This window comes from Mycobacterium paraseoulense (assembly GCF_010731655.1).
GTDB lineage: Bacteria > Actinomycetota > Actinomycetes > Mycobacteriales > Mycobacteriaceae > Mycobacterium > Mycobacterium paraseoulense.
This window is the reverse complement of record NZ_AP022619.1, coordinates 1,620,769-1,645,494: the sequence shown is the minus strand read 5'-3', so window position 1 is coordinate 1,645,494 and position 24,726 is coordinate 1,620,769. Positions and strand designations below refer to the sequence as shown.

The 24,726-nt window shown below is 63.8% G+C and carries 24 protein-coding genes and 2 pseudogenes; 10 read left to right on the top strand and 16 right to left on the bottom strand.

The window, feature by feature from the left end; translation table 11 throughout:
• Nucleotides 1–51 precede the first annotated feature (51 nt).
• From G6N51_RS07460 to G6N51_RS07420, 9 genes and pseudogenes are all read right to left on the bottom strand, one after another.
• Nucleotides 52–966 (bottom strand): esterase family protein, encoded by a 915-nt coding sequence (locus tag G6N51_RS07460; protein WP_083173168.1) that lies wholly within the window; start codon nucleotides 964–966, stop codon nucleotides 52–54.
• Between the two features lie 1,005 nt (nucleotides 967–1,971).
• Nucleotides 1,972–2,784, bottom strand: coding sequence for an IS21-like element ISMyma9 family helper ATPase IstB (istB, locus tag G6N51_RS07450; RefSeq protein ID WP_083173169.1), 813 nt, complete (start codon nucleotides 2,782–2,784; stop codon nucleotides 1,972–1,974).
• Nucleotides 2,784–4,001, bottom strand: coding sequence for an IS21 family transposase (istA, locus tag G6N51_RS07445; protein WP_083173170.1), 1,218 nt, complete (start codon nucleotides 3,999–4,001; stop codon nucleotides 2,784–2,786). Before istA ends, istB begins: the two co-directional genes overlap by 1 nt.
• 358 nt (nucleotides 4,002–4,359) lie before the next feature.
• Nucleotides 4,360–4,497 (bottom strand): annotated as a pseudogene (locus G6N51_RS29100) (cytochrome P450); the annotation flags it as partial.
• A gap of 63 nt (nucleotides 4,498–4,560) precedes the next feature.
• Complete coding sequence (locus tag G6N51_RS07440) at nucleotides 4,561–5,388, bottom strand: mycofactocin-coupled SDR family oxidoreductase (protein WP_083173171.1); 828 nt, start codon at nucleotides 5,386–5,388, stop codon at nucleotides 4,561–4,563.
• A gap of 157 nt (nucleotides 5,389–5,545) precedes the next feature.
• Nucleotides 5,546–6,325, bottom strand: coding sequence for an SDR family oxidoreductase (locus G6N51_RS07435; RefSeq protein ID WP_083173172.1), 780 nt, complete (start codon nucleotides 6,323–6,325; stop codon nucleotides 5,546–5,548).
• Between the two features lie 32 nt (nucleotides 6,326–6,357).
• Nucleotides 6,358–7,431: an acyl-CoA dehydrogenase family protein gene (locus tag G6N51_RS07430; RefSeq protein ID WP_083173173.1), complete on the bottom strand. Its 1,074-nt coding sequence runs from the start codon at nucleotides 7,429–7,431 to the stop codon at nucleotides 6,358–6,360.
• Nucleotides 7,428–8,576 carry an acyl-CoA dehydrogenase family protein gene (locus tag G6N51_RS07425; protein WP_083173174.1) on the bottom strand — a complete coding sequence of 383 codons (1,149 nt, stop codon included), beginning with the start codon at nucleotides 8,574–8,576 and terminating at the stop codon, nucleotides 7,428–7,430. The genes G6N51_RS07430 and G6N51_RS07425 overlap by 4 nt, the downstream gene beginning before the upstream one ends.
• A 7-nt stretch (nucleotides 8,577–8,583) precedes the next feature.
• Nucleotides 8,584–9,435 (bottom strand): SDR family oxidoreductase, encoded by an 852-nt coding sequence (locus G6N51_RS07420; protein ID WP_174814375.1) that lies wholly within the window; start codon nucleotides 9,433–9,435, stop codon nucleotides 8,584–8,586.
• Between the two features lie 112 nt (nucleotides 9,436–9,547).
• Between G6N51_RS07420 and G6N51_RS07415 the strand changes: the two genes are divergently transcribed.
• The 3 genes from G6N51_RS07415 to G6N51_RS07405 are packed head-to-tail and all read left to right on the top strand — an operon-like array spanning nucleotide 9,548 to nucleotide 12,746.
• Nucleotides 9,548–10,768 (top strand): Zn-ribbon domain-containing OB-fold protein, encoded by a 1,221-nt coding sequence (locus G6N51_RS07415; protein WP_083173175.1) that lies wholly within the window; start codon nucleotides 9,548–9,550, stop codon nucleotides 10,766–10,768.
• Nucleotides 10,765–11,925, top strand: coding sequence for a thiolase C-terminal domain-containing protein (locus G6N51_RS07410; RefSeq protein ID WP_083173176.1), 1,161 nt, complete (start codon nucleotides 10,765–10,767; stop codon nucleotides 11,923–11,925). Before G6N51_RS07415 ends, G6N51_RS07410 begins: the two co-directional genes overlap by 4 nt.
• Before the next feature lie 11 nt (nucleotides 11,926–11,936).
• Complete coding sequence (locus tag G6N51_RS07405; RefSeq protein ID WP_083173177.1) at nucleotides 11,937–12,746, top strand: enoyl-CoA hydratase/isomerase family protein; 810 nt, start codon at nucleotides 11,937–11,939, stop codon at nucleotides 12,744–12,746.
• A gap of 7 nt (nucleotides 12,747–12,753) precedes the next feature.
• Here G6N51_RS07405 and G6N51_RS07400 read toward each other — a convergent pair whose 3' ends face one another.
• From G6N51_RS07400 to G6N51_RS07390, 3 genes and pseudogenes are all read right to left on the bottom strand, one after another.
• Nucleotides 12,754–13,590 carry a PaaI family thioesterase gene (locus G6N51_RS07400; RefSeq protein ID WP_083173178.1) on the bottom strand — a complete coding sequence of 279 codons (837 nt, stop codon included), beginning with the start codon at nucleotides 13,588–13,590 and terminating at the stop codon, nucleotides 12,754–12,756.
• Nucleotides 13,587–14,327, bottom strand: a complete 741-nt coding sequence (locus G6N51_RS07395; protein WP_083173179.1) for a FadR/GntR family transcriptional regulator — start codon at nucleotides 14,325–14,327, stop codon at nucleotides 13,587–13,589. Before G6N51_RS07395 ends, G6N51_RS07400 begins: the two co-directional genes overlap by 4 nt.
• Before the next feature lie 109 nt (nucleotides 14,328–14,436).
• Nucleotides 14,437–15,060 (bottom strand): annotated as a pseudogene (locus G6N51_RS07390) (acyl-CoA dehydrogenase family protein); the annotation flags it as partial.
• A 168-nt stretch (nucleotides 15,061–15,228) separates the two neighbouring features.
• On the opposite strand from G6N51_RS07390, the gene G6N51_RS07385 reads away from it, so the two are divergent.
• From G6N51_RS07385 to G6N51_RS07355, 7 genes are all read left to right on the top strand, one after another.
• Nucleotides 15,229–15,540, top strand: coding sequence for a hypothetical protein (locus G6N51_RS07385; RefSeq protein ID WP_083173180.1), 312 nt, complete (start codon nucleotides 15,229–15,231; stop codon nucleotides 15,538–15,540).
• Nucleotides 15,540–16,487 (top strand): VOC family protein, encoded by a 948-nt coding sequence (locus G6N51_RS07380; RefSeq protein WP_083173181.1) that lies wholly within the window; start codon nucleotides 15,540–15,542, stop codon nucleotides 16,485–16,487. The genes G6N51_RS07385 and G6N51_RS07380 overlap by 1 nt, the downstream gene beginning before the upstream one ends.
• Nucleotides 16,488–16,774: 287 nt before the next feature.
• Complete coding sequence (locus tag G6N51_RS07375) at nucleotides 16,775–17,851, top strand: NAD(P)H-dependent amine dehydrogenase family protein (protein ID WP_083173182.1); 1,077 nt, start codon at nucleotides 16,775–16,777, stop codon at nucleotides 17,849–17,851.
• Nucleotides 17,852–17,858: 7 nt separating this feature from the next.
• Nucleotides 17,859–18,695 (top strand): SDR family NAD(P)-dependent oxidoreductase, encoded by an 837-nt coding sequence (locus tag G6N51_RS07370; RefSeq protein WP_083173183.1) that lies wholly within the window; start codon nucleotides 17,859–17,861, stop codon nucleotides 18,693–18,695.
• A 369-nt stretch (nucleotides 18,696–19,064) separates the two neighbouring features.
• The gene (locus G6N51_RS07365; RefSeq protein WP_142275066.1) at nucleotides 19,065–19,712 is read left to right on the top strand and encodes a TetR/AcrR family transcriptional regulator; all 648 of its coding nucleotides are present in this window, start codon (nucleotides 19,065–19,067) and stop codon (nucleotides 19,710–19,712) included.
• Nucleotides 19,713–19,797: 85 nt separating this feature from the next.
• Nucleotides 19,798–21,009, top strand: a complete 1,212-nt coding sequence (locus tag G6N51_RS07360; RefSeq protein ID WP_083173185.1) for a cytochrome P450 — start codon at nucleotides 19,798–19,800, stop codon at nucleotides 21,007–21,009.
• Nucleotides 21,002–21,787, top strand: coding sequence for an SDR family NAD(P)-dependent oxidoreductase (locus G6N51_RS07355; RefSeq protein ID WP_197747111.1), 786 nt, complete (start codon nucleotides 21,002–21,004; stop codon nucleotides 21,785–21,787). Before G6N51_RS07360 ends, G6N51_RS07355 begins: the two co-directional genes overlap by 8 nt.
• 14 nt (nucleotides 21,788–21,801) lie before the next feature.
• Here G6N51_RS07355 and G6N51_RS07350 read toward each other — a convergent pair whose 3' ends face one another.
• Genes G6N51_RS07350 through G6N51_RS07335 form a run of 4 tightly spaced genes read right to left on the bottom strand, consistent with a single transcriptional unit; the run spans nucleotide 21,802 to nucleotide 24,722 of the window.
• The gene (locus G6N51_RS07350; RefSeq protein ID WP_174814301.1) at nucleotides 21,802–22,824 is read right to left on the bottom strand and encodes a DUF2889 domain-containing protein; all 1,023 of its coding nucleotides are present in this window, start codon (nucleotides 22,822–22,824) and stop codon (nucleotides 21,802–21,804) included.
• Between the two features lie 33 nt (nucleotides 22,825–22,857).
• Nucleotides 22,858–23,070 (bottom strand): hypothetical protein, encoded by a 213-nt coding sequence (locus G6N51_RS07345; protein WP_083173186.1) that lies wholly within the window; start codon nucleotides 23,068–23,070, stop codon nucleotides 22,858–22,860.
• Nucleotides 23,071–23,076: 6 nt separating this feature from the next.
• The gene (locus G6N51_RS07340; protein WP_083173187.1) at nucleotides 23,077–23,526 is read right to left on the bottom strand and encodes a Zn-ribbon domain-containing OB-fold protein; all 450 of its coding nucleotides are present in this window, start codon (nucleotides 23,524–23,526) and stop codon (nucleotides 23,077–23,079) included.
• Nucleotides 23,523–24,722 carry a thiolase C-terminal domain-containing protein gene (locus G6N51_RS07335; RefSeq protein WP_083173188.1) on the bottom strand — a complete coding sequence of 400 codons (1,200 nt, stop codon included), beginning with the start codon at nucleotides 24,720–24,722 and terminating at the stop codon, nucleotides 23,523–23,525. The genes G6N51_RS07340 and G6N51_RS07335 overlap by 4 nt, the downstream gene beginning before the upstream one ends.
• Between the last annotated feature and the right edge of the window lie 4 nt (nucleotides 24,723–24,726).

Sequence of the window (24,726 nt, the reverse complement as noted above, 5' to 3'; positions counted from 1 at the left end):
TGAGAATATGCCTGCGGCATGATGGACGGGGGTGCACCCGCACTCGCCCAATCAGCGAATGGTTCCGGCGATATCGCCCGACATGGCACCCAGCTGCGGGCCCCATGAGCCCCAGCCATGGTCGCCGTCGGTTGGGAAGTCAAAGTGGCCGTTGCGTCCGCTGACGTTGCGGTACTGCTGGTAGAACGTTCGGTTGACACCCTGAGCCTGGTCGCCAGCTCCCAGCATGGATGCCGGGTCGCTGGCCGTGGGCGTCGTCGGGCTGAAGACCCACACGCGCGTGTCGTTCTGGGCTAGCAGTGCGGCATGGACCTGAGGGTCATGCCACTTCCACCGACCCAGCTGCGGGGGACCCCACATGCTATTGCCGTTGATGCCGCCGAACTGCTGCAAGCCTGCGAGGATCGCGCCAGCGAACGCGGTTTCCGACGGGTACAGAAAGCCCGACATGGAACCGGCGTAACGGAAGCGGTCGGGATGGAAGGCGGCCAGCGCCATCGCAGCGTAGCCACCCTGAGCGGCTCCGACGACTGCGTGGCCACCGGGAGCCAGGCCCTCGTTGGCGGCCAGCCAGTCAGGCAGCTCGCTGGACAGGAAAGTATCCCACTGCTTGCTGCCGTCCTGCTCCCAATTGGTGTACATGCTATATGCGCCCCCGGCCGGGGCGACTACCGAGATGCCCTTGCCGGCCAGCGTGTTCATCGCATTGCCCGCGGTGACCCAATTGCTGACATCCGGGGCGGCATCAAAAGCGTCCAACAGATAAACCGCGTGCGGCCCGCCCCCCAGGAAGGCCACCGGAATATCGCGGCCCATTGCTGCCGACGGAACCATCAGGTTTTCATATCCGGCTGCCCTGGCTTGTCCGGTGAGCCCGCTCGGCACGGTCACACCGCCCAGACCAGCCAATAGCGCGGCGACGCAGAACGCCCGCAGAACCGCTAACAAACCCCGCCTGGGTCCCATGTCCACTCCATCGTCTAGTCGATCCGCTACATCGCTACGATTTCTCACCCCAACTGGCAGTAAACAGTTATATGTATATATCATAAGATCTGGGTCAATTTTAAGGGCCGACTGCCAGCCTGGGTACGGGCCAAGTCAGGGGAGGTTGGGATGATGCGGGGTCTCGCGTCGGAAGTTCACCGCGACTGGTCCACGCAAGTCCTGGCCGGGATCGCCCGCGTCGTTCTGTGGTTCGCGCGGCCAAATTCCCCGGTCGTCGTGGAGCTGCGCGTCGCGGACCGTTCGTACGTCGTTACGGCAATGCCGACCCTATAGGTCGCGTTCGTCGCGGCGTAGGAACAGGTGAAAATGGCTCTCGATCGATTGTTGCGCCCCGAGGGGGCGCTGATCAACTTCCGCGGTGCTTCAGCCAACCAGTTGCGGTGACGACAACACGTGCTGGCAGCCCCTTCCGCGGAGCTGTCGGACGGCAGGCCGCTGCCGCTGGGGCGGGCGCCACGGGCAAAGCACGGTCGCCAGCGACGTCGATTTGCTACGAGCGGCACACACAGATTCAGTGGATTTACCCCCCATCTGTTGTCGTCTAACCATTCTGCGATGAGGTCATCGACGGTGGTTAACCGGCCAAGAACGGCAATGGTGTTGTCCAGCACCCTGATTTCCATAGTCGACAGGGGTACCCGCGACGGCGTCGCGCGGGACAATGAGTTCGAAGCCGGCCTGCGTAATGTGGCCGGCCGAGATCGGCAGCGCGAGGTTCAACGAGACACCGGTCAGAACGATCGTCCGCACACCGAGGCCCTGAGGATCGGCAGCAGCTCGGAATCGATGGTCGGGAACAAGCCATGGTGGCGGGGCAGCACCAGGTCGGTCGATGCGAAAGCTTGGGCAGTACCTGAGTTTCAGGAGATCTGGGAGCCCACCCCCGCGATGGCTGGCCCCAGCGTTGTCGGCTCTTGTCGAATCCTGAGCAGTTTCTTCCGGTCGAAAACTGAGCAGGTGTGTTTACGGGGTTGAGTCTGCCTGACGGTCGGCTTCGACGGAGGGCAGGGACTCGATTGCGGTGTGTTTGATGCGGTAGCTGGCGCCTTTGAGGGCGATGACGTCGGCGTGGTGCACGATGCGGTCGATCATCGCCGAGGCGATGGTGGCCTCGCCGAAGACCTGGCCCCACCGCGAGAACGGCAGGTTGGAGGTCAAGATGATCGAGGACTTCTCGTATCGGGTGGACACCAGTTGGAAGAACAGGTTGGCCGCTTCGGTGTCGAAGGGGATGTAGCCGACCTCGTCGATCACGATCAGCCCGGTGCGAGAGATTTTGCGTAGTTCGGCATCTAGCCGGCCGATGCGATGGGCTTCGGCCAATCGGGTGATCCAGCCGGTGGCTGGGGCGAACGTGACGCGGTGTCCGGCTTGGGCGGCCGCGATCGCCAAGGCGGTGGCCAGATGTGTCTTGCCGGTGCCCGGTGGGCCCAGCAAGACGATGTTGCGGGCTTCGGCCAACCAGCCGCCGGCTTCGAGGCGGGCGATCTGGGCGCGATCAATATGGGGTTGGGCGGTGAAGTCGAAGTCGGTCATCGTCTTGATCGCCGGGAAGCCGGCATATCGAATACGCTGGCGTGCCCCAGATTCGGCGCGAGCGTTGGATTCCACGGCAAGTACTGCGGCCAGGTAGTCCTCCAATGACCAGCCGGCGGCGCGGCCCTGCTCGGCTAACCGCCCGTAGTGGGCGGCGATCCGCGGGGCTTTAAGCAGCCGGGCTTGGTGGGCGATCAGCTTGTCGGCCTCACCGGGAGCAGGGGCGCGTTTAGCGGCCATCAGGCGACCTCCCCGGTTCCAAACACCGCGTCATAGGCACTCAGATCAGCGACTTGGACCTCGACATCCAGGTGAGTACCGGCAGGTGGTCGGTTCCGGAAGTTCTCGCGCATGATCGAGGCTGCGGCCAGATGCTCGGGGTCTGAGGCTAATCCTGCTGTGCCCCAAAGCCGTTGGTGATCGGCAACCACTCGGTCTGCGCAGCGGGCCATGACCCGATCCAGCGATGCGGTCACGGTGATCATCCGGCCGATCGCTTCTGGATGCACCGAATTGGCGTTGCCGCCGATGCTGACGTAATAGTCGCGGCCCAACCGGGTGGTCACCGTGGTGCCCGTGGTCGGGGCCACCGGCGGCAGCGCCGCCATTGCCTGCCGATCGGTGCTCAAAGCCTGGTCAGGGATCATCTTGGTGGTGGCGTGCTTGCGTGGGTTGGCCACCTGCGCCAGCCAGTCAGCAAGCTGGGCGTTGAAGTCGTGCGCCGAGACGAAGCGGCGGCCCGGCAGAAACGACGTCGCAAGATAACCGTTGGCTCGCTCCACCAGCCCCTTGGTTTCGGGGTCGTAGGGTCGGGCTTGGATGAGCCGGGTCCCGAGCACTCCGCAGAACCCGGCCACCCCTTCAGCCAGGCGGCCGCGTTGACCGATCCCAGCCTCGTTGTCCCACAACAGTGTTCGAGGAACCGCACTGATGCGTTGTGAAAGCAGCTGCCACATCGCGGCCAAAAGATCGCCGGTGACCCGTGACGGGATCATCATCGCGGCGATGAACCGCGAGTAGGCGGCCACCATCACCAGCACCGGAAACGACCGCAGGACCCCGGCATGGTCGGGCATGACCCGACCGGGCAGCCACAGATCACACTGCACCTGCTCACCGGGCAGATGAACCAACCGGTCGCACGGATCAGCCGGGGCGTACTCGGGGCGGATCCGCGCCACGTTTTCCCCGAACCACGAGTGCCCGCCCATCCAGCCAACGCGTTGGGCGATCACCGTCGCCGGCATCGTCGGGTACCGGCTCAACATCATCCGCACCGCAGGTTCGATTTGCGCCCATGCCGAGGTCGTCACCGGTGTCCGCTCATAGCGCGGCGGCCCATCGGACTGCAATGCCTTGGCCACGGTGTTTCGTGACAGACTCAGCCGTCGGGCGATCGCGGCCTGCGATAACTTCTCCGACCGATGCAGCCGGCGGATCTCGGCCCAATCCTCCACAGTGATCACTCTCCAATCGAAGGGTGCTCACTTTTCGACCGGAATCACCTGCTCACTTTTCGACCGGAACCGACAAGCGTCCGCCATATCCGTGCGGTGCCATGGTATGCGCAGCCCAGTGTGCCTCCGTAGGTGGCATGGACCACCCTCACACCAATTGCGCGCGCCGCGTTGAGGAGGCGGCAGAGGCTCTCGACGAGACCCGTGCTTTCCGCGGCAAGTTGTCGGAGTACCGATTCGTGCCCAAGCAGGCCATTCTGGCGTTCCACGCAGAGGACGGCTGTAGTGGCCGATGGGGCTCACTTGTACTGGAGGGGTAGCGACGCGAGTAGCCAGCTGCCAAGGGAGTCGAATGCCTTTTCGACGAGAACACGCCCGGATCCCGTAGCGCACCAAAGACATCCACGCGACGCGTCTGGTAGTACCAACCGTTCATGAACACGACGGGTCCGGCGTCCCGGGCAGTCTTTCACCCCACCCACAGATCGGTCGACATAGGCAATAGGGCCCATTCGAGTTCTGGCACGCCACCGATGATCGACCGGGTCTTCTGTTGCCTTCAGCGGCGCACATCCATGCCGGCATCGACCTTCAGCACGCTTCCGGTGAAGGAACGTCCCAAATCCGAGATCAGGAACAGTATCGCGTTGCTGACGTCCTTCGGTTCGATCATGGGGAAGTCGGGCAACGCGGTCTGCATCACGTTGGCTAGATTTGGAGTCTTTTCGATGACTTTGAACAGCGCCGGGTTCTCGGTCACCATCGGTGTGGCGCAGTTCGTAGGTGCCACAGCGTTGACCCGGATACGGTCTGGGGCAAGCAGGTTCGCGTATGAACGCACCAAGCCCGTGATCGCCAGCTTGGCCATGTTGTACGCATCGGATCCGCCGCGGCCATCGGTCAGGTCCAACAGCGCCGCCATGGAGCTGGTCGCCACCAGGTTGCCCCCTGTGCCACGCTCCTTCATGTGGGGGATGGCGACTTGGAAGGTGTTCCAGACGCCGATCTGCATGATGTCGATACCCAACCGCAGCGTTTCGGACGCGTCCACCTCGTCGAGATTCGTGAGGATGACCCCAGCATTGGCGATGGCGGTGTCGATGTGGCCGAACTCTTTCACACCCTTGTCAAAGGCCGCCTGCAGCGCCGCCTTCTCCCGCACATCGGCCTGCTGGAAAACCATCTGCTGCCCAGTCTTCTCAACAAGGCGGGCGGTTTCTTCGAGATCCTCGAGACTGCCCAGCTTGTATGGGACCGCGTCAATGTCGTGGCAGATGTCCACACCTACGATGTTCGCGCCTTCCTCCGCGCACATGACGGCGTGTGACCGTCCCTGACCGCGCGCGGCTCCGGTGATAAATACAACCCGGCCGTCCAGCAAAGCCATCAAGTGCTCCCATCATTGTGGCTTCCATAGTCAGAAGCGCGGCGAGATGACTGCGCTCTGAGGAGGATTTTACGCCCACGATCTCAAATCATCCAACTATTTCGCTAATTTAGTCGGCGCAGGTTATGGACGGCGGCTTCGCGACACGCGCCTTAGCTCACCGCGGGGTGAAGCGTTGTGCGCCGTCGAGGCGCATTACTTCACCATTGACGTATCCGTTGGTCAGCAAGAAGGTCGCAGCGTCTGCGAACTCGTCCGGCGCGCCGAGGCGCTTAGGGAATGGAATATTGGCGGCGAACTTCGCGATCGCTTCTTCTCCGACCGACTCCATGATCGGCGTCTTCATCGTCCCGGGGGCGATCGTGTTGACTCGGATGCCGAGGGAGCTGAGGTCGCGTGCGGCGGCGATCGTCAATCCGATCACACCGGCTTTGGCCGCGGCGTAAGCGCTTTGACCGATCTGGCCTTCGTAACCGGCGATGGATGCCGTGAGTACCAATGCGCCCCGCTCGCCGTCGGGCAGAGTCGGCGCGGCTGCGATGGCGGCGGCGACCAGCCGAGCGACGTTGTAGGTGCCGTTGAGATAGAGGTCGATGGTCTTGGTGAAGGCGGCGAAATCAGCCGGGCTGTTGTCGCGTTGCACGATGCGTTGGGCGACGCCGAATCCTCCGTGGGCCACGACGGCATACCGCAGCTGGCCCAGTTGGTGGGCCCGTTCGATCGCTTCCCCGATCGAGTCTTCGCTCGTCACATCGGTAGTAACGAAGCTCGCGCGGCTGCCCAACTCGTCTGCGAGCGCCTTGCCCTTGTCGGCGGCCAGGTCGGCAATGACCACACCGAGGCCTTCGGCGTGCAATCGCCGCACCGTGGCCTCACCGAGGCCGCCCGCGCCTCCGCTGACGATCGCGGACGCACCGTTGAATTTCTCGACTGTCACTAGCTCTCCTTTTGATGTTGACTGGACCGCGGTCACAAATTGCCGATCACCAGGTCCCACGGATCGGCGGCATTTAGGGCCATCCGGCCGAGCCGGCGCGCATAGCCGGGGGTCGTGCCGTAGTCATTGCTCCAACTCTGCGCGCGCAGTGTCACCGACGACAACGGATGTTCAGCGGTCACGCCGATCGCGCCATGAAGTTGGTGGGCGATGGTCGTGACCGGTCTGACGGCTCGTCCGGCAGCCACCCGCGCGACGGCAACCGCGTATTCGGTTTCGCCACAATTGAACCCATAATCGGTGGCAGCCGCGACGGCCAGCATGGTGGCGGCTCGGGCACGTTCGACGTCGCCGGCTATCGCGGCAAGGGCATGCTGAACGGACTGGAACTTGCTCAGCGACCGGCCGAACTGGGTTCGTTCCCGCGTGTGGGCCACCGACATCGCTGCGGCGGCATCCAGTGCCCCGATGACCTGTACGCAGCGACACCATGCGCCGCGCACCGCCAACTCGTCGGCGACGGCCGGTTCGACGACGGCCAGCTCGTCGGCGGCCACGTCGAAGGTCAGTCGATCGCGTGGCTCCCCGGCCAGATTGTGGCTTTCCGCCAGCTCGGCGGGATTGATGTCGACGACACCCACGCGCGCCTCCTCGTGGCCTCGTGCGAGAAGCAGCACTGCCGAGCACGCGCGCGTCCATGGAACGCCAGTCGCCGTTCCGCGGATGCGCCCCCGAGTCGCGGTCGCGTCAGCGATCGCGACTGTGAGTGGTCCTTCCGGCAGTTCGATGCCTGCCAGGTTGCCGAGCCAGCCTGCCAGAGCGTCGGTTTCGGCCAACGGGACAGCGCCCGCGTGCCGGGCGATACCCCAGAGCGCAATGGCAAGCTCGCCAGGCCCCGCGCCCAAATCCGCGGTGCTCGTCAACCGCGCCAGCCCGGTCTCCTCGAGGTTGCGCCACAATTGCGCGTCGAATTGTTCGGGAATCCTGCGCTGACCAATCCGGGCATCGAAGGATCGCCGGCCGATGTCGTCGACCAACTGCCGCAGCTCGGCATGCTCGTCATCGGCGGTGTCGCCGGCGAACGCACCGCTCGAAAACGCCATCATCGCAACCCCATTCCGCGGGCGACGACACCGCGCAACACCTCATTGGTGCCACCGCGCAAAGTGAACAACGGTTTGTGAAATGTCGCTGTGGCCATTAGCGCCACCAGTTGCGGTGTCATCGGTATGCGGTCGAGCACGTCGTTGACCAGGTCGATCGACTGCTGCTCGAACCGGGTGCCGAGATCCTTGACCAGCGCTGCCTGGTTGGCTGCGTCCTTGTTCTCATTGAGCGTGCGTGCCACCCAAACTGACAGCTGTCGCAACGAGATCAGCCGTCCCACAAGGTCGCCGACGATGCCGGCGGTCGTGTCATCTGTTTCGCCAGAGCTGTTCAGCACTCGGACCGCCGCCATGATCAGCGGTGCGGTCGACAAAATCCGTTCCGGTCCGCCGCGTTCGAAGGAGAGTTCCGCGGTCACTTGGTGCCATCCTTGGCCGACCTCGCCCAGTACGTCGCTGTCCGGTACGAAGACCTCCTCGAATCCGACTTCGTTGAAATGATGGTCGCCGTTCATCAACAGGACCGGCTCGATTCGCACGCCCTCGGCGTCGCAGGGAACCAGGAACTGACTCAAGCCGTCGTGCCGTTGTTGTGGGTCCGGCAGGCTTGTCCTGGCGAGCACCACAACCTGATGGGCGTGGTGCGCCCCACTTGTCCATACCTTGGTCCCAGTGAGCAGCCAGCCGCTGTCGGTCTTGGTCGCCTTGGTCTGCACGGCAGCGAGGTCGGAGCCTGCGCCGTGTTCGCTCATCCCGATGGAGGAGTAGAAAGTTCCGGCGCCAATGCGTGGCAGCAGCCGCTCTCGCTGCTCTTCGCTGCCATAGGCCAACAGGCCCGGGGCCACCTGCCGGTCGGCGACCCAGTGTGCGGCGATCGGAGCACCGGCCGCCAGCAACTCCTCGGTCACCACATAGCGATGGAGGTGGGTCAACCCCCGTCCGCCGTACTTCTCGGGGATGATCAGCCCGACAAGACCGGCCGCGCCGAGGCGCGCACTGAATCCTTCGTCCCATTGTCCGAGCCAGGAGTCGACGGCGGGCACCCAGCCGTGTTCGGCCCGGTCAGCCTCGAGGAACTCCCGTACCGATGCGCGCAGCTTAGCGAGCTCGGGTTCGTCGGCGCGCAGCGCGTCGAATTGACTCATCGATCACCTAGGTGGTCGGAAGCGGGGTCGAGGGCAGATAGAAGTTCGGGACGAGGTCGTCCTCCGTGGCGGCCAACAGATATGCGGACAGGTCGTCCACTCCCTCTTCGGCGAGCACCTGCTCGTCGGTGTAGAAGTGGCCGCTGCAGTCGGTAGACCGGGTGATCAACGCGTGCGCCGCGTCGGCCACGATGCGCGGGTCACGTGCGTGCGCGCGGATAGCGTCGCCCATCGCGACGACCATCCCGGTGCTCCCCACGGTGGCGGCTGGCCACAGCGAGTTCACTGCGATCGGGATCGACGCGAACTCCGCAGCCCACCCGAGCGTCAACAGGCTCTCGGCATACTTGCCCACGGTGTGGCCGACGTGGGCCCCGACCCAGCGCGGATCCAAATTCAACGGCGGAGAGATGTTCACGATGTGTGCGTTGTCGGACTGACGCAGGTGAGGCAGCGCGGCCTGCACGACTGCGAACGGTCCCTCGACGTTGACCTCCAGCAGCCGGCGAAAGTTCCCGGGCGGCAGCGTCGGGGTCGCACGCAGATCCAGCGCACCCGCGTTATTGATTACGATGTCGATGCCACCGAACACATCGGCCACTTCCGCCACGGCAGAGGCGGTGGCGTCGCCGTCGCGTACGTCGCAGACCACTGGCAGGGCGCGACCGCCCGCCTCGCGAACTGCGTCGGCTGTGTCACCAATGGTGCCGGGCAGTTTGGGGTTAGGAGACGCCGTCTTGGCGAGCAGTGCCAGCGCGGCGCCATCGGTGGCGGCCCGGATCGCGATCTCACGCCCGATGCCGCGGCTGGCGCCGGTCACCAGCACGACGCGGTCCTTCAGCGTGCGGGGACCCGTTATTCTCACGCGTTGCTCCTCCCACAGGCAGGCACGTTGCCTAGAATGCTATAACTATATAGCTTATTAAAGCGGGCGTTTCTTCTCCGGGGCGCCATAGATGAAGCGAGGCTAGATGACCCACGTCGTTTCGATCGGCTGCTATCTCCCGCCGTGGTGCAAGGGGTCGCGCCGAGTGAAGGGACCCGACGAGGACGCGGTGACAATGGCCGTGGCGGCCGGCAGGGCCGCCGACACCGTTGCGTCTGCTCGGCGAGTAGTCCTGGTATCCCGCGACTTTCCACTGCTCGAAGGCGGGAACGGAGCCGTCCTGCTGGCCGCGCTGTCGCTACCGGCCGATACGCCCATCGCGGAGGTACTCGGCGGTGCGCCCGCGGTGTTGGACCAGATTGTGACGGCGTCGCCCGGCACGCTGGTGATCGCGGCCGATGACAACGCCGCGGCGGTGGGTGCTGCTGCGGTGTTGACCGGCGACGGCGAGTCGCACCTCACTCCGGTCGGACGACAGACTCGCAGCCTGCCTCTGGTGGCGCGAGGCGACGACGGCGTCCGCCACGCCTACCCGGACTCACGGCTGCAGCGCGAGGTCGGAATACGCGCCACCTTCGACAAACTCAGCCTTACCGGAACACCCGCGGCGGTCGCCGTGGCTGGTGTTCCCGCCGCTCAACTCGGCGGTGCGGTCGACACCTCGGGCGCCGCGGAGGAGCCGCGAGTCTCGGCCGCGGGGGTGGTGCGGGTAATAGCAGATGCGATCGAGCGTGAAGCGTGCGGTCTGGTGCTCGCCGCAGAACAGTCGACGATGAGCGTCGCGGCGCTGCAGGACACCGACTCGCCTCCGAAAATCAATCGTGACGAAGTGCCCGCACGCGAGCTGCCCGCGACCAAAATCGCAGACGGCGTCGGCATTCCGATCTCAATGCCAGCCTACGCCCGGGCGTTTGAGCCGAAAATTCGTTGGGAGGCAGCCGTTTTCGACGAGCGGCCCGGTATCGACCCGGCTCCGCAGTTCCCCCCGAGAGTTCGAGTCGACAACTCCGGCGCGCTAGCCACCGATTACCAGCTCGAAGCGTTGCCGCGCACGGGCACGGTCTACACCCACACGACCATCCGGATTTCGGTGCCTGACTTGCCCAGCCCCTACTCGCTGGCGGTAGTGCAGCTGGACAACAGTCCGGTACGGGTCCTGATGAAGGTTACCGGGGTGCCGGCGGGCGAAGCCACCATTGGGCAGGCCGGATCGGTGGTTCTGCGCAAGATCGCAACCCGCGCAGGTGTACCCGACTACGGGTACGCGTTCTGGCCGGGCCGCGTCAAAGAAGGAGTCCAGGCATGAGAAATGTCGCGATCGTCGGCGCGGGCATGACACCGTTCGGCGAGCATTTCGAGCTCGGGATCAAGGACCTCGTGCCGATGGCCTACGCCGAGGCCGTTGCGCGTGTCGACAAAGGGATCCAGAAGTCCGAGATCGAAGCCGCGTGGTTCGGCGAACTCTCCACCACCGATGGCTTCCCGGCGGGCATCCTCGCCGATACTCTAGACCTCACCGACATACCTGTTACCCGCGTCGAGAACGCCTGTGCCACAGGCAATGACGCGATCCGCAACGGAACCATGGCGATCGCGTCCGGCCTTTACGATGTCGTCTTGGTAGTGGGCGCCGACAAGGTACGGGAAACGTCGTCCACCACCACCTTCTGGGACTGGGCTGCGATGACCCGCGACAATGCCTGGGACTACCCGCTGGGGCTGGTCGCTCCGGCGAACTTCGCCCTGCACGTCATCCGATACCTGCACGAGTCTCCCGCTACCAAGGAGCACATGGCGATGGTCGCGGTGAAGAACCACTTCCACGCGCTGAAGAATCCAAAGGCGCAGTTGCGGTACGAGATCACCGTGGAACGGGCGCTGGCCGCTCCCATCGTGGTCGAACCCTTCGGGTTATACGACTGCACGCCGCAGAGCGACGGCGCCGCCGCGGTGATACTGGCGGCCGAGGACGTGGTCGACCGGTACACCGACAGCCCTGTGTGGGTACGTGGTGTGGGGCTGGGGATGGACCGGGTGATGCATCAACACAAAACGGACATGACGACCTTCCCGCCGACAGTGCGCGCGGCCAAGTCGGCGATGAAGATGGCGGGCTTGACACCTCGCGACATCGATGTTGCCGAGGTTCACGACTGTTTCACCGGGGTTGAGCTGATCAGCTACGAGGACCTAGGATTTGCCGAACGGTTCGAGGCGTACAAACTCGTCGAGCACCGGGAGCACTATGTCGGCGGGCCGCTACCTATCAACCCGAGCGGCGGCCTGAAGGCCAAAGGGCATCCGCCGGGTGCCACGGGGGTGGCGCAGTGCTATGAGCTATTCAACCAGCTGCGTGGCCAGGCGGAGAATCAAGTCGACGGGGCGCGAGTCGCGTTGGCGCACAACATCGGTGGTCCAACCGCGGTGTCTGCGGTGACGATCCTTTCCAACAAGAAGAACTGACAGGACATCACATGACGACTTCCGCGATCGCTACCCTCGCCGGCTACGAACAGTTCGCCCCATGGCTGTTGGTGGAGAAGCGCGGCAACGTCCACGTCGTGAGCATCAACCGACCAGAAGCGCTTAACGCCGTCACCGAGGAGGTGCACCACGCATTCGCCACCATCTGGAAGGTGCTCGACGCCGATGGCGACGTCAAGGCGGTGGTGACCACCGGTGTCGGCAAGGCGTTCTCGGCGGGTGGGGACATGGTGATGTTCGGCCGCCTCATCGAGGACGAGGTGGCGCGCGCGTTTCAGATCCACGAGGCCCGCACCGTCTTCCTCGAGGTGATCAACTTCCCGAAGCCCCTGGTTTCCGCGGTCAACGGACCGGCGGTCGGGCTGGGTTGTTCGATCGCCCTGTTGTCCGACCTGCTGGTGATGGGGGAGAACAGCTACTTGGCCGACCCGCACGTTGCCGTTGGGCTCACTGCCGGGGACGGCGGCGCCGCCATGCTGCCCTTGCTGATCGGCATGATGAAAGCCAAGGAGTATGTGTTGCTTGGCGATCGGATCACCGCGCCGGTCGCGGAGAAGCTGAATCTGGTCACTAAGGTCGTCCCCGACGACGCGGTGCTCGAGGAGGCGTTAGCACTCGGCGAGCGGTTCGCCGCACTGCCGCCGCAGGCTCTGCGGTCGTCGAAGGTGGCGCTGAACATGCACCTTGCCCGGGCTGCTCAAGGTGTCCTGGAGTATGCGCTCGCCGAGGAACTGACGTCCTTCTCGACGCCGGAGTTCAAGGAGCGCGTTGCCGCGTTCCGTGCTCGATCCAAGAAGTAGCCGCTAACTAGCGGTAGGCGGTGACGCGCGCCGTCACCGCGGGCTTGCCGTCCTCCCCGATCGCACGCGCGTCGGCGACGGCAGTGCCGCGTCCGATGCGCAGCGGCGCCGCTTCGTAGCGGGATCGGTCGCCGCCGTAGAACGGGCGCAGAAAGTTCACCCGGACCGACGCGGTTCGCATCGGCGCGCCACCCGTGTTCACCGTCGCGGACGCGGCCAATTCGAGTCCCGCCGAAGCGACTCCGCCGTTGATGACACCAACGGCGTTGTTGAGGAACGGGTCTATGTGCTGGCGCAGGACGCGCACAGCGTCGGCAGGTGGCATGGGCTCCACGGCCATCAGCTCCGCCAGGGAGGTGTTGTGACTCTTGGACACCGTCTCGGGGGGCTCGTTCAGGTCGAGGGTGTCGGGCGTGACGTAGTACGACCGCACGGTGCCCGCGCCGATGACGACGCCGTCGCAGGTCAGGGTGCACACCGAAAGCGCTGACCCGCTGCCGCGAGGACCTAGGAGGCGACCGGATGCGACGACGGGGGAAGCGCCGATCGCGGTCGCCCGCTCGCTTCCTTCGGGGCTCAGCTCGATGGCCAATTCGGTGGACACCGTCCATTCGGCGTCGCGACACCGGAAGTGGTTGGATAATCCGCTGACCGCATCGACGAGCACGCCGAGCGGGCCGACGGTCGGCAAATCGGTGAAGGGGTTGCGCATGCCCGCGAGCGGCATCGACATCTCCACGACCGCGGACTCCTGGTCCGCGATCAATACCTCGATCCCGAACCGCCGAAACAGATGGATCGGGGTCTCGATGTCGTGGCCGGCGTCCCGGCTGACATCTGTCATTCGAGAAGATCGACGACGGTGGACAATTCGGAACCCGACAGCACGAATTCCTCCGCCTTCTGCAGGTGCTTTTTCCACAGCTCGCCGGCCTTCTCGGCCTCGCCCGCCTTGATCAGGTCCAGCACCATGCGGTGTGTCTTCGCGGACCGGCGGACCGCCTGCTCTGCGCGAGCACCTTCGGTGGGCTGCAGCGAGCGATTCGCCTTCTCGACGATGTGGTGCAGCATATCGCTGACGATCTGCAAGGTCTTGTTGCCCGACAGCCGTGCGATCGCGGCGTGGAAGTCCGTCAGTTGGACCACGGCATCGCTGCCCGGTTTCAACTGCTTCTCGGCTTCGACGATCTGTTCCAATTCCGCGATCACTTTGGCGCTGCGCTCGTTGGCCAGCTGAACGACGATCGGCGTCTCGAGCGCAATTCGCGCGTCGTAGACATCTTTGAGCGTCACGCCTTCGTACTCGAGAATCAGTCCGGCATAACGGGCAAGCGTCTCGCGTCGCGGTCGGGTGACCCGGGCGCCACCGTGCACGCCGCGCTGCACTACGATCAGCGACTCGGACTCCAGCACCCGGAATGCTTCGCGGAGCGTTGGCCGGGACACACCGAACCGCTCCATCAATTCCGATTCGGGCGGCAGCATGGTGCCTTCGGAAATCTCACCGCGAATGAACATGCGCCGCAGCACGGTGGCCACCCGATCGGCCATCTTCGGCTCCCGAAGACTGGTGACCTCCATATCAACCTCCGCCGGTATTGAAAGAATTAACTATTTGGTAGGTTAACTGATGTAAGTCGGCAACCCGGTCATCCGGGTCCGCAGAGCGAGCGAACTCATCTCTAAGTGTCTAGTACGCCATGGCCCGGCCCATCAGATCCTTCATGATCTCGGTGGTGCCCGCATACAGTCGCTGCACCCGCGAGTCGCGCCACAGCCGCGCCACCTCGTACTCGTTGATGTAGCCGTACCCGCCATGAAGCTGCAGGCACCGGTCGAGGATCTCCCACTGCACTTCCGAGGTCCACCACTTCATGCCGGCCGCGTCGGCGTCGGCGAGGGTGCCCTCGTTGACAGACAGCACACATTGGTCGAGATAGGTCTGCGCCGCGTTGAGCTTGATCTGCATCTCGGCGAGGAAGTGCCGGTTGACCTGGAACTTGCCGATCGGCTGCCCGAACGCCGTGCGTTCGAGCGCATACGCCTTGGTCAACTCGAGCGCACGTCGCGCGGCGGGAAGCGCGTAGCACGCCACACCGACCCGCTCGTTCGGGAGATTCGAGACGAGGTGGTGAAAGCCGCGGTTCAACTCGCCGACGAGGTTGTCCTTGGGCACCCGGACGCTGTAGAAGAACAATTCGGCGGTGTCGGCAAGACCGTTGCTAATAAAGGTCTTCTGCCCGTTGACCACCCGGTGGTCGCAAGTACTGTCGGAAGTCACGGCGGTACTGCGCGACTTGCGACGCATAGCCGGGGGAAACTCTAATATCCCTTCTCCGATCGCCGTCCCGGTCGTTGCGCCGAATTAGCTAAACAGTTATCTATAACAGGTACACTGGCGCACGTCGCGAGTCCAGTAAGAGGAAGTGCCAATGATCGCTTCGCCAGTATCCGCATCAACTGTCCTCGGCTACCCGATTTCATGACCGACTTGCTCAATAGGGTTCACGTGTGCGAACTCGTGGCATGGACCCTCGTCCCGGAGACCGGCACGCTGCTCACCGTCCGGGGGGCCGACGTCATTAAGCTCGAGCACCGGTTGACCCGTGATCCGCAGCGGGGACTGAACGGGAGGCAGTACGCGTCCGCAGGCAAGCCAGTTCGGCTCGACGAGACGCCGCTGTCGCAGAAGTGTGCCCGCGGGCGAGGGAAGCACACGGCCGCGCTGGTCGCTGAACTGGGCTGCGGCGAGGAGGGGATCATCAACTGCGAAGTCAAGTCGGTGGTGTTGTAGTGGGATCGGACAATCTGGCTCGGCGGTTCCTGCACGTCAACCTCAACTGCGATTCACTCGACGCGGCCGAGCGGCTGTATGCCGGCCGGCTGGGACTGTCGCCTCGGATGCGTACGGATCCCACGGTGGCGACTGACGGGACCATTCTGGGGATGGACGGCGAGGCGTACTGCACCACATCGTTTCTCTACGATACGAGGGGGCCACGAGCCGGCTGTGCCCTCGAGGCAATCGAGTTCGATTCACCCGCACTTGTGCGAGACCACAGTGCCGATCCGGTGCGCCCGGGCATCCGGTCGATGCTGATGTGGGTAATGGACTTGGAGGCTGCCGTCGGCGGATTGCGAGCTGACGGCTTCGCAGTCGGCGACCCTGTCGACGGGCTGATATCCGGTACCAAGTCGGTGCTGGCCGTGGATCCCGACGGTGCGATCGTTGAGATCGCCCAGCGCCCAGTCGATGTCAAGGCGTCGGAGGGGACGCTGTTCTCCGGGATCCGCATCATGGCGATCGACGCGCTAGCTACCCGGGAGTTCTTCGGCGCTATTGGTTTCGTCGAGGTCGAGGCGCCGGCGCGCAGGGAGGTGGCCTCCGAGCAGCTCGCGCCGTATGGGTCGGCGGAACCTCTGGCGTGCGTCGTGGCGCGATTCGCCCTTCCCGAGGACGCACACCAGTTCACCGTGGTGCTCGTGCAGCATCCCCACACCGCGCAGACGCCGGTGCCATGGGGAGGCAACCGCCAGGGTCTCTATCGTTGCGCCCTGCGGGTGGAGGATGTCGAGAAAGCACTAGCTGAGATGCCGGATTCGGTTGAGCGGATGGGTGATCCGGTGTGGTGCCCGCTACCGGGAACCAAGATCGACGGCTTGAAGATTGCGTTTCTGCGGTCGCCGGACGGTGTGATCTTCGAGTTAGTCGAGCGCCCGCTGAAGCTGTTTAGCCGCTGATTGAGCGCAAGCAGCTGCCACCGGAACTGCGCTCCGCCTTCTCGGTTATCGCTGCTCAATTATGTTGTGCTGCACCGCTATTGATGGTATGTGCGCACCGCTGTTGACGGCTGAGCGACATCCCACTGAAAACAAGCCACGGCACGGAGCCGTCAGAGAGTCGATTCGGCTGCGACTCAACGCGTCCCAGGAGCCTCGTAGCGAGATAATGGATCAATGGTTGACTAGCGTTGCGACGCGCAGTTAGTGTGATGTGCGTCGCACCGCCGATCGAAGATTGAGGGTCAATGAAGATCATCCAGTGGGCCACCGGCAACACCGGCAGTCACGCCGTCCGGGCAATAGCTAACCGTCCCGCCTACCAACTAACGGGTGCCTTTGTCTATAGCAAAGAAAAAGCCGGCAGAGACATCGGCGAAGTCTGCGGGACAAGGCCTCTCGGAGTCCTGGCAACGACCGATCGCAGCGAGATCATGGCTGCCGAGGCAGATTGCGTACTCTACATGGCATTTGCCGAACGTGGATTTCCGGAGGCCGCGGGCGACGTGTGTCAACTGTTGGAATCGGGCAAGAACGTCATCGCCACCTCGACGCCGTTCCTACACCCTAAGGCCATGGACGAACAACTCGGCGCCGCAATAGAGGGTGCATGTCAGGCAGGCGGCGTGACATTCCACGGGCTCGGCATCGCACCTGGCTACATGAGCGAAATGCTGCCGCTGAGCCTGTCTCGGCTCTGGGGTCGTGTCGATAAGTTGGTTGCGAGGGAAACCCTCATGTACAACGAGTACCCGAGCCACGAAATGATGTTCGACTTCCTGGGATTCGGCTACGAGCCCGACGATCCGACACCATTGTTCACCGACCTCGAGGTTGTGGGCACCGCCTATAAGCCGTCGTCCGTTTTGCTTGCCGACACACTCGGGCTCAAGGACTACGAACTCGTGCATTTCCGTGACATTGAATTGGCTCCCGAAGACTTCGACGTTGCGTCGGGACACATCCGCAAAGGCACAGTGGCCGCGATGCGCTTCGGCACCCGGGTCCTTCACGAGGGCAGAGCGGTCATCGTGCAAGAGCACTGCACCCGTATGCGCGAGGACCTCGGCTCATCGTGGCCCCGCGGCGACGGCTGGTCGATCGTTGTGGAGGGAGAACCGTCGATGTCGGTCAGCGTGAACATCGGGATCCACGGGGAAGACCACACCGATCAGGCGTGCTTAGCCACCGCGATGCACGCCGTCCATGCCATTCCCCAGGTGGTCAATGCGGCGCCGGGCATCCATACCCTCGTCGATCTAGCGCCCTTCTACGGCGGCGACGCCTTCACTGTCGCCCAACCTGCCGCCGTAGACACCAAGTGAGGACACGATGAGCCAGATCAGCATCGAGGGCAAAGTCACCATTGTTTTCGGCGGCACCAACGGCATCGGCGCAGACATTTGCCGCTACTTCGGGCGCGAAGGTGCGACCGTAGTGGTCACCGGGCGCAACGTGGAGCGCGGCGAGCAAGTCACCAAAGACATCACCGCCGCAGGCGGCACAGGAATCTTCATACGCACCGACATCGGCGTGGAAGTCCAAGTCCAGTCCGCGGTCGAGGAGACCGTCTCACGGTTCGGACGCCTCGATGCGATCGTCAACAATGCCGCGCCCACCGACGTTGCTGCGGCAGGTGGCGACGTGCCCATCGCCTATCAAACGGCCGAGAATTTCGAATCCATGATCCGCGTTGGCATTTGGGGCCTGTTTCATTGTTGCAAGCACGCCATCAATGCGATGGTCAAGACCGGCGGCGGATCGATCGTCAACATCTCATCTGCGGCAGGGGTGACCGGTGTTGCCGGCCTAGCCACCTACGCCATGACCAAGGGCGCGATGAACGCCCTGACCCGTAGCGTTGCCGTGGACTTCGGCAGCCAATCCGTTCGATCCAACGCCATCATCGTCGGGAACGTCCCGGTGAGCGACATCGTTCAATTCCTGGCCAACCACCCCGTAGCCGGGCCAGAATTGTTGGGAGTGAACTCGATCCCGCGCCTAGGCGTCGGCGACGACATCGCGGCGGCCGCGGCATTCCTTGTCTCCGACGCATCGGCATGGATCACCGGATCCTTAATGGCCGTCGATGGCGGGTACACTGCGCGGGCGCCGATAAGCGACCTCAGCGCGGCCCTCGCCGACTACCAGGCCGCGCAAGGTGCCTGACCGCAGCTGCAAGACGTCGGGTCTTTCCCCCTGAGACGACTTGCGTAGCTGTCGATTGCGGTCGCGGTTTCGCAACTAGTACGAATGATCTCAGGGTGCCTCTGTCTATAGATTCACGTAGCTGCTTTCGGGACGCTCGACACGGCCGACGAACAGCACCCGGGCATAGCTGGGCACGGTTCCCAATCGACAGTCGACGTTGGGATAGCCGTCGGCTGACCGCGGCGGGAGTGTTTCTACGCAGCGGTCCTCGTCCCGTGGAGCCCGCCGTGGGGGCCTTCCGACGGTGGTCTCGGCGCGCCTGTCGTCGTCGCGGGAAATCGGCGTGGCAGGCTCGCTGACGTTGAAACGCTGGTGCAGGATCACTGTATGGCGCGGGCTCGCAAGACAACACGAGGGGCAGCGACTGGGCCCGGCCGCCCACGGGGATCTGACGGAGCGGAGACCCGGCGCCGGATCATGGTGACGGCGATGAAGCATGTTGCCGAACGCGGCTATGCCCGAGCCACATTGCGTGAGATCGCGCGCGAGGCCGGTCTCACCGGCGGGACTGTCTTCTACTACTTCCCGAGCAAGGTTGAACTCGTCACCGCCACCTTCACTGAGCTGGCAGAACCGGTGATCACGCAGTTTCGCGCGGCGGCGACCGTGAAGACTTCATTTTCCGAGGCATACATTGCGTGGCTAGAAGCCGGAGTCGAAGTAATGAAAACTTACCCGCATCTGGCGTCTTTCGTTGCCGCCATCGGTGTGGCCGGGGAAGTGGACCCAAACCTTCGTGCTCTGCACGATCGTGCTAATGATGCACAACATCGGCTGGTCGCCGATCTGGTTGCCAGCGGTCAGCGTGCTGGCCAGTTCCGCGACGATCTGGACTCCGCCGCGATCACCGACATGCTGTTCGCGATCATGCTCGGTCTCACCGACTTGGCCGCGAGCACGTCGGCAGACCGGTTCAGCGCAGCCATGAAAGCAGCGGCGCACCTGGTGGATGGGACGTTGATTCGCCGGCCGTAACCCCTGTGATGCGAAACGCCACTTGACGTGGATGTGACGTGCAACTTACCTTTAATCAGTCAGCCGACTGATTAAAGGGATAGTGATGGTGCATTTCAATGTCATGACCGATATGTCCGCAGAACCGTGGGAGGCTTTGGCGAAGGATCGCCAGCATTGCCCGGTGGAACGCGTCGACGTCGGCGGATTCGTCTACCACCAAGTCAGTGAGCCACACCTCATCCGGCAACTGTTGCGCCGTCACGACGTCTTCTCCAACGAGATGGGTGTGCTCCCGCGTGGTCCCGAGCCAGTGGGCGAACGCGTTTTGGAGTTCGCCGATCCCCCGGCCCATCGGACCCATCGACAACTGGTGGCCAAAGCGTTCTCGAAGGCGCAAATGAACGAACGCGTCACCCACATCCAGGCGGTCGCCGACGACCTCGTAGACGCTATCGCGGCCCAAGGCAACACTTTTGAGCTTCGACGCCAATTCGGCCGACCTCTGCCCTCGACGATCGTCGCTGAGATCCTCGGCGTCCCGGTACAGGACCGTGATCTGTTCATGGATCTGACCGAGCGCGTCGAGGCGCTACTGGCAGAGGAGCAAGCCAGCCAGGAAACCACCCAGGTCATGCAGCAGTTCATTGACTACGTTTACGAGCAGTTCCGTATCCGAGAGACTGTCCCGACCGATGATCTGCTGAGCTCAATCCTGTACGCCGAAGTCGATGGCAAGAGATTCACCAGGTTGGAGGCCGCCGCGATGGTGCGTCTTCTATTGGGCGCGGGCAACGGGACTACCTCCATCGCCATCTCCAACACCGTTTGGCTGATCGAAACCAATCCCGCGGAGAAGGCCAAACTACTGGCTGACCTCGACGGACTTGTCGAGTCCACGATCGAGGAAGGTTTACGATTCGACTGCCCCGTCGGAGGGAATTTTCGCGGTGTAACACAATCCACCGAGCTGGGCGGGGTCAGCCTCAAGGCAGGGGACCGGGTCTTCGCGAATTACCTTGCCGCTAACCATGACCCCGACCGCTACGACGACCCCGACTCATTTAAAGTTGACCGCGCTTGGGGCGAACTGCCTCCGCATTTCGCGTTCGGCCATGGTATCCATTACTGCATTGGCGCGCCCTTGGCGCGCGCCGAAACCGCAATCGGACTCAAGACACTTTATCGGCGTCTTCCTCGGCTGCGCCTCGCGGACGGCTTCACGCCTGAACGGGTACCCGGTGCGATGTTTCGAACGTGGACAGCCGTGCAGATGCAGTTCGACGGCCCAGTAGGTCCTAGGCTCTCAGATGGCTGAACATGGCATGCACAGCGGCACAGCAGGTTTGGTGACTGGCGCATCGTCGGGCATCGGTGAAGGTGTGGCCAGGATGTTCGCTTCGCGCGGCGCGGCGGTGACGTTGGCTGACATCGACGCCGAGGCGGGCCAGCGAATCGTCGACGATATCGTGAGCGCGGGTGGGACAGCGCGTTTTGCGCTCTGCGACGTCACAGATCCCGAACAAGTGAAGCGAATGGTCGACGAGGCCGTGGACGTCTACCAGCGACTGGATTTCGCGGTCAATAACGCTGGGATCACTGGGCCCGTCGGGCCGACGGCGGAAATTCCGCTCGATGGTTGGCATCGCGTGCTGGATCTCGATCTCAGTGCGGTCTTTTACTGTATGAAATACGAGATCCCGCACATGGATGCCGCTGGTGGTGGGGCCATTGTGAACATCTCCTCGGATGCGGGCTTACAGGCCGTGCCGGGCATCGCCGCCTACGTCGCGGCAAAGCATGCCGTCATCGGGCTAACCCGAACGGCCGCAATGGAATACGCCCCGAATGGCCTGCGCATCAACGCTGTGTGTCCGGGTGCGACGAACACACCGTTGATGGCGTTGTGGTTTCAAGGTGACCCGTCGGCTGAAGCCGCCGCCACCCATGCGATTCCGTTGGGGCGCATGGCCGAAGTGGATGAAGTCGCCGAGGGTGTGCTGTGGCTGTGTTCGCCAGCGGCAAGCTATGCAGTGGGCATGGCGATGGCTCTTGAAGGTGGGTTGACCATCGGGGTGGCTCACCCGAAAGGCTGACCCGACGGGAGATTTCAGCCGGCGGAGAGCAGCGAGACCAGTGCCTCGGCGTCGGCGATGCTGCGTAGCAGGTCGTTGAGGTGCGTACACGTCGTCGTACCATGGAGCTCGTGACGCACACGGGTGTGCAATTCGTTTAACCTCATGCCGGCGAGGCGGGTCGCGCTGGCGACGGCGCCCGGACATTCCTGCCAGGGGAGTACCCGGGGTACGGCCTCCGAGCGCAGGATGGTCTCGGTATCGAGATCCACCGCTGCCTCGATCGTGTACTCGTGGATGATGGTTTCCGTACCGTCGGCCCGGACATAAGTGTCGCGAAACATCGCATCGATCACCATTTCCCGACTATCCGACCCTTGGTGGACGTCCAGCCTGCGGCGACGGCGCATCCCGTGAACAGGAAGCGCTGTCAACTCGTGCCAAGCCAGCGGGTCGTTGGGGTCTTCGAGGCTCGGCGCCGGCGGACCGGTCACGACGGCGGGATCCCCTGTCTCGAACGAGGTCATCAGCAGACCGCCGGTCACGAAGCCGGCGCACCGGTCGGCGACGGGCAGATAGCCCGATGTAACGCCGTTTCCCAGTGCGCCGGATGCAGACAACGCATGTCCGGAGATCAGCGTGGCGACCGGGACGTCGTCAAGCAACGTGTAGCGCAAGTCGCGTCGCTGCCTTAGTTCGGGGGCCGTCTTGTCGACCGCGGCTCGGAAACCACTCATCGCCGGGGCGCCGGCCAGATGCATGCCCGCGACGCGCGGTTCGAGGTCAATGTACTGGACCACGCGGGCGACCGCCTCGACGGTCGCCCGTATCCGGGCGTCGCCGAGCTCGATGGTGGTACCGTCGTGCGCGGTCATGAGGTCGCGTGCCCGCCCAGATAGGTGCACAGGGTCTAGCGAGCCCGGTTCACGGGTTATGTCAATAGAACTCGTTCGCCGCACCGAACCCAATTGCCGCGCCGGTGTGCCCTTCGTCGGCGCGTGTATACCGTGCAGCGGATGCATCCCGATATGGGGTGTGCCCAGGTCGCTCGCCCTCATGGCCGCGTCACGAGTTCGCCGTCCCAGCCCTTGTCAGTCCGGCGTGTGACGGGTGTGGATGCGTGCCAGCCTGAGGCCTTCTTGGGAGTCGTCGACCTCGACGCTCCAGTTGCCGCACGTGCACCATGCACGGAAGTGCCCGTTGTCGGGCAGAATGACCTGTCCGTCACAGTCGCCACCGGTGTTGGCGATGCTGGTGAGGAATTCGAGTGGTTTCTCGTGCAGAGCGCTTTCGTCGTCAGCCATGCCGCCTCACTCCTTCGGAACATCGGCGGCTCGAAATACCGGAAGCATCCAGCCGTCCGCGATCGGCGAAAAGTCCACGCGCAGAGCCATTCCGATCGTCACGTCGGTCGGCGCGATGTCGACGACGTTGCTCACCAGCCGGGCACCCGGCGCGTCGGGCAGGTCGACGACCGCTGGTACCAACGTCAGCTCAGGCATGCCGGGGATGCCATGCACGACTGCGAAGCTGTACACCGTCGCCTCGCCACAGAGCTGAACCCAGTTGACGGCAGTGGACTGGCATTCAGGGCAGAATGGTGTGGGCGGGAGCCGGAAGTTGCCGCAGTCGGCGCACTGGGGCGCGACCAGTCGCCCTTCTTTGGCTGCGTGCCAGAACGGTTCGGTGTCTTTGTTGACGGCGATCCGAACATGTTCCCCGGGAAGGGTTGTCGCCAGCGTCGCCGGAGGAGCGCTCATGCTGCCCGACCCAGGATGAGGCCGCTGACGGGCAGACTGGCCGGACCGCCGGTGACTAGCGCGAGTTCGGCGTCGGGCACCTGGTTGATGGCGGTGCCGCGCATCTGCTCGACTCCTTCCATGATGTGGGTCATACCGATGATGTAGGCCTCCGACAGCTGGCCGCCGTGGGTGTTGAGTGGAATGGAGCCACCGTCATAGCGAATCGCTCCGCTCTCCACGAACGCGCCGCCCTCGCCTTTCTCGCAGAACCCATAGTCCTCGAGTTGCATCAGCACCATCGGGGTGAAGTGGTCGTATAGCAGTGCCACGTCGATGTCTTCAGAGGTGACTCCGGCCTGGCGGTAGAGCCGCTCGGCGATCGGCTTGTTTCCCGAGGACGCGAAGTATTCGTCGGGCATGCCCATCCACGCGAACGCCCGACCCCAATCCTTGACTCCACCATGGGCGGCGGCGATCACCGGAACTGGTGGCTGACGAAGGTCGCGCGCGCGGTCGGCGCTCGTCGTGATGACGGCGACCGCACCGTCGGTCTCCTGGCAGAAGTCATAGAGACACAACGGGTCTGCGATCATCCGCGCATTGAAGTAGTCATCGAGGGTGAGCGGCTGCCGGTGCATCGCCTTGGGCCGGTTCAGCGCATTCGCCCGCGTCGAGATCGCGATCTCGGCGAACGCCTCGCGCCGCGTGCCGTACAGATGCATATGCCGGCGCGCCAACACCGACATCAGCTGACCCGGGCCGAACAGACCCGACGGCTGCAGGAACGAGTTGATCGGATCGGGCTCCATCGCCGAAAACACCGATCCGAGACGCTGTTTGGACTGTTGCAGCGCCATCACAGTGACCACGACGGAAGCATCGCCGGCGACAATGGCCGCCCGCGCCAGTCCGATCGCCCCGGCCGAACCGCCACCCCCCGCCGTCAGCGCTGCGGTGAACCGGACCTCGGGAATACCGAGGGTTTCGACGAAATCACCGGTGTCCATCTTCTCGGTGTAGCCCGCGCTGGCACCCGAGTAGTAGGCGAAGCCGTCGACATCGCGGACGGACAGCCCGGCATCCTCACAGGCGGCCAGGATCGCCTCCCCGGCGAGTTCGGTGGTCGTCTTAGGAAGTGATCCGCCGCGCTTGTAGTACGGGGTTGCACCGATACCGACGATGGCGACGTCACGCAGTCCGTTCGAATTCGACACTGGT

Excerpts from the sequence above, each read along its gene's own strand:
- G6N51_RS07460 (WP_083173168.1), bottom strand. The coding sequence starts at position 966 with ATGGGACCCAGGCGGGGTTTGTTAGCGGTTCTGCGGGCGTTCTGCGTC.
- istB (WP_083173169.1), bottom strand. The coding sequence starts at position 2,784 with ATGGCCGCTAAACGCGCCCCTGCTCCCGGTGAGGCCGACAAGCTGATC.
- G6N51_RS07440 (WP_083173171.1), bottom strand. The coding sequence starts at position 5,388 with ATGGCTTTGCTGGACGGCCGGGTTGTATTTATCACCGGAGCCGCGCGC.
- G6N51_RS07430 (WP_083173173.1), bottom strand. The coding sequence starts at position 7,431 with ATGATGGCGTTTTCGAGCGGTGCGTTCGCCGGCGACACCGCCGATGAC.
- G6N51_RS07425 (WP_083173174.1), bottom strand. The coding sequence starts at position 8,576 with ATGAGTCAATTCGACGCGCTGCGCGCCGACGAACCCGAGCTCGCTAAG.
- G6N51_RS07415 (WP_083173175.1), top strand. The coding sequence starts at position 9,548 with ATGACCCACGTCGTTTCGATCGGCTGCTATCTCCCGCCGTGGTGCAAG.
- G6N51_RS07410 (WP_083173176.1), top strand. The coding sequence starts at position 10,765 with ATGAGAAATGTCGCGATCGTCGGCGCGGGCATGACACCGTTCGGCGAG.
- G6N51_RS07405 (WP_083173177.1), top strand. The coding sequence starts at position 11,937 with ATGACGACTTCCGCGATCGCTACCCTCGCCGGCTACGAACAGTTCGCC.
- G6N51_RS07400 (WP_083173178.1), bottom strand. The coding sequence starts at position 13,590 with ATGACAGATGTCAGCCGGGACGCCGGCCACGACATCGAGACCCCGATC.
- G6N51_RS07395 (WP_083173179.1), bottom strand. The coding sequence starts at position 14,327 with ATGGAGGTCACCAGTCTTCGGGAGCCGAAGATGGCCGATCGGGTGGCC.
- G6N51_RS07385 (WP_083173180.1), top strand. The coding sequence starts at position 15,229 with ATGACCGACTTGCTCAATAGGGTTCACGTGTGCGAACTCGTGGCATGG.
- G6N51_RS07375 (WP_083173182.1), top strand. The coding sequence starts at position 16,775 with ATGAAGATCATCCAGTGGGCCACCGGCAACACCGGCAGTCACGCCGTC.
- G6N51_RS07370 (WP_083173183.1), top strand. The coding sequence starts at position 17,859 with ATGAGCCAGATCAGCATCGAGGGCAAAGTCACCATTGTTTTCGGCGGC.
- G6N51_RS07365 (WP_142275066.1), top strand. The coding sequence starts at position 19,065 with ATGGCGCGGGCTCGCAAGACAACACGAGGGGCAGCGACTGGGCCCGGC.
- G6N51_RS07360 (WP_083173185.1), top strand. The coding sequence starts at position 19,798 with ATGGTGCATTTCAATGTCATGACCGATATGTCCGCAGAACCGTGGGAG.
- G6N51_RS07355 (WP_197747111.1), top strand. The coding sequence starts at position 21,002 with ATGGCTGAACATGGCATGCACAGCGGCACAGCAGGTTTGGTGACTGGC.
- G6N51_RS07350 (WP_174814301.1), bottom strand. The coding sequence starts at position 22,824 with ATGAGGGCGAGCGACCTGGGCACACCCCATATCGGGATGCATCCGCTG.
- G6N51_RS07345 (WP_083173186.1), bottom strand. The coding sequence starts at position 23,070 with ATGGCTGACGACGAAAGCGCTCTGCACGAGAAACCACTCGAATTCCTC.
- G6N51_RS07340 (WP_083173187.1), bottom strand. The coding sequence starts at position 23,526 with ATGAGCGCTCCTCCGGCGACGCTGGCGACAACCCTTCCCGGGGAACAT.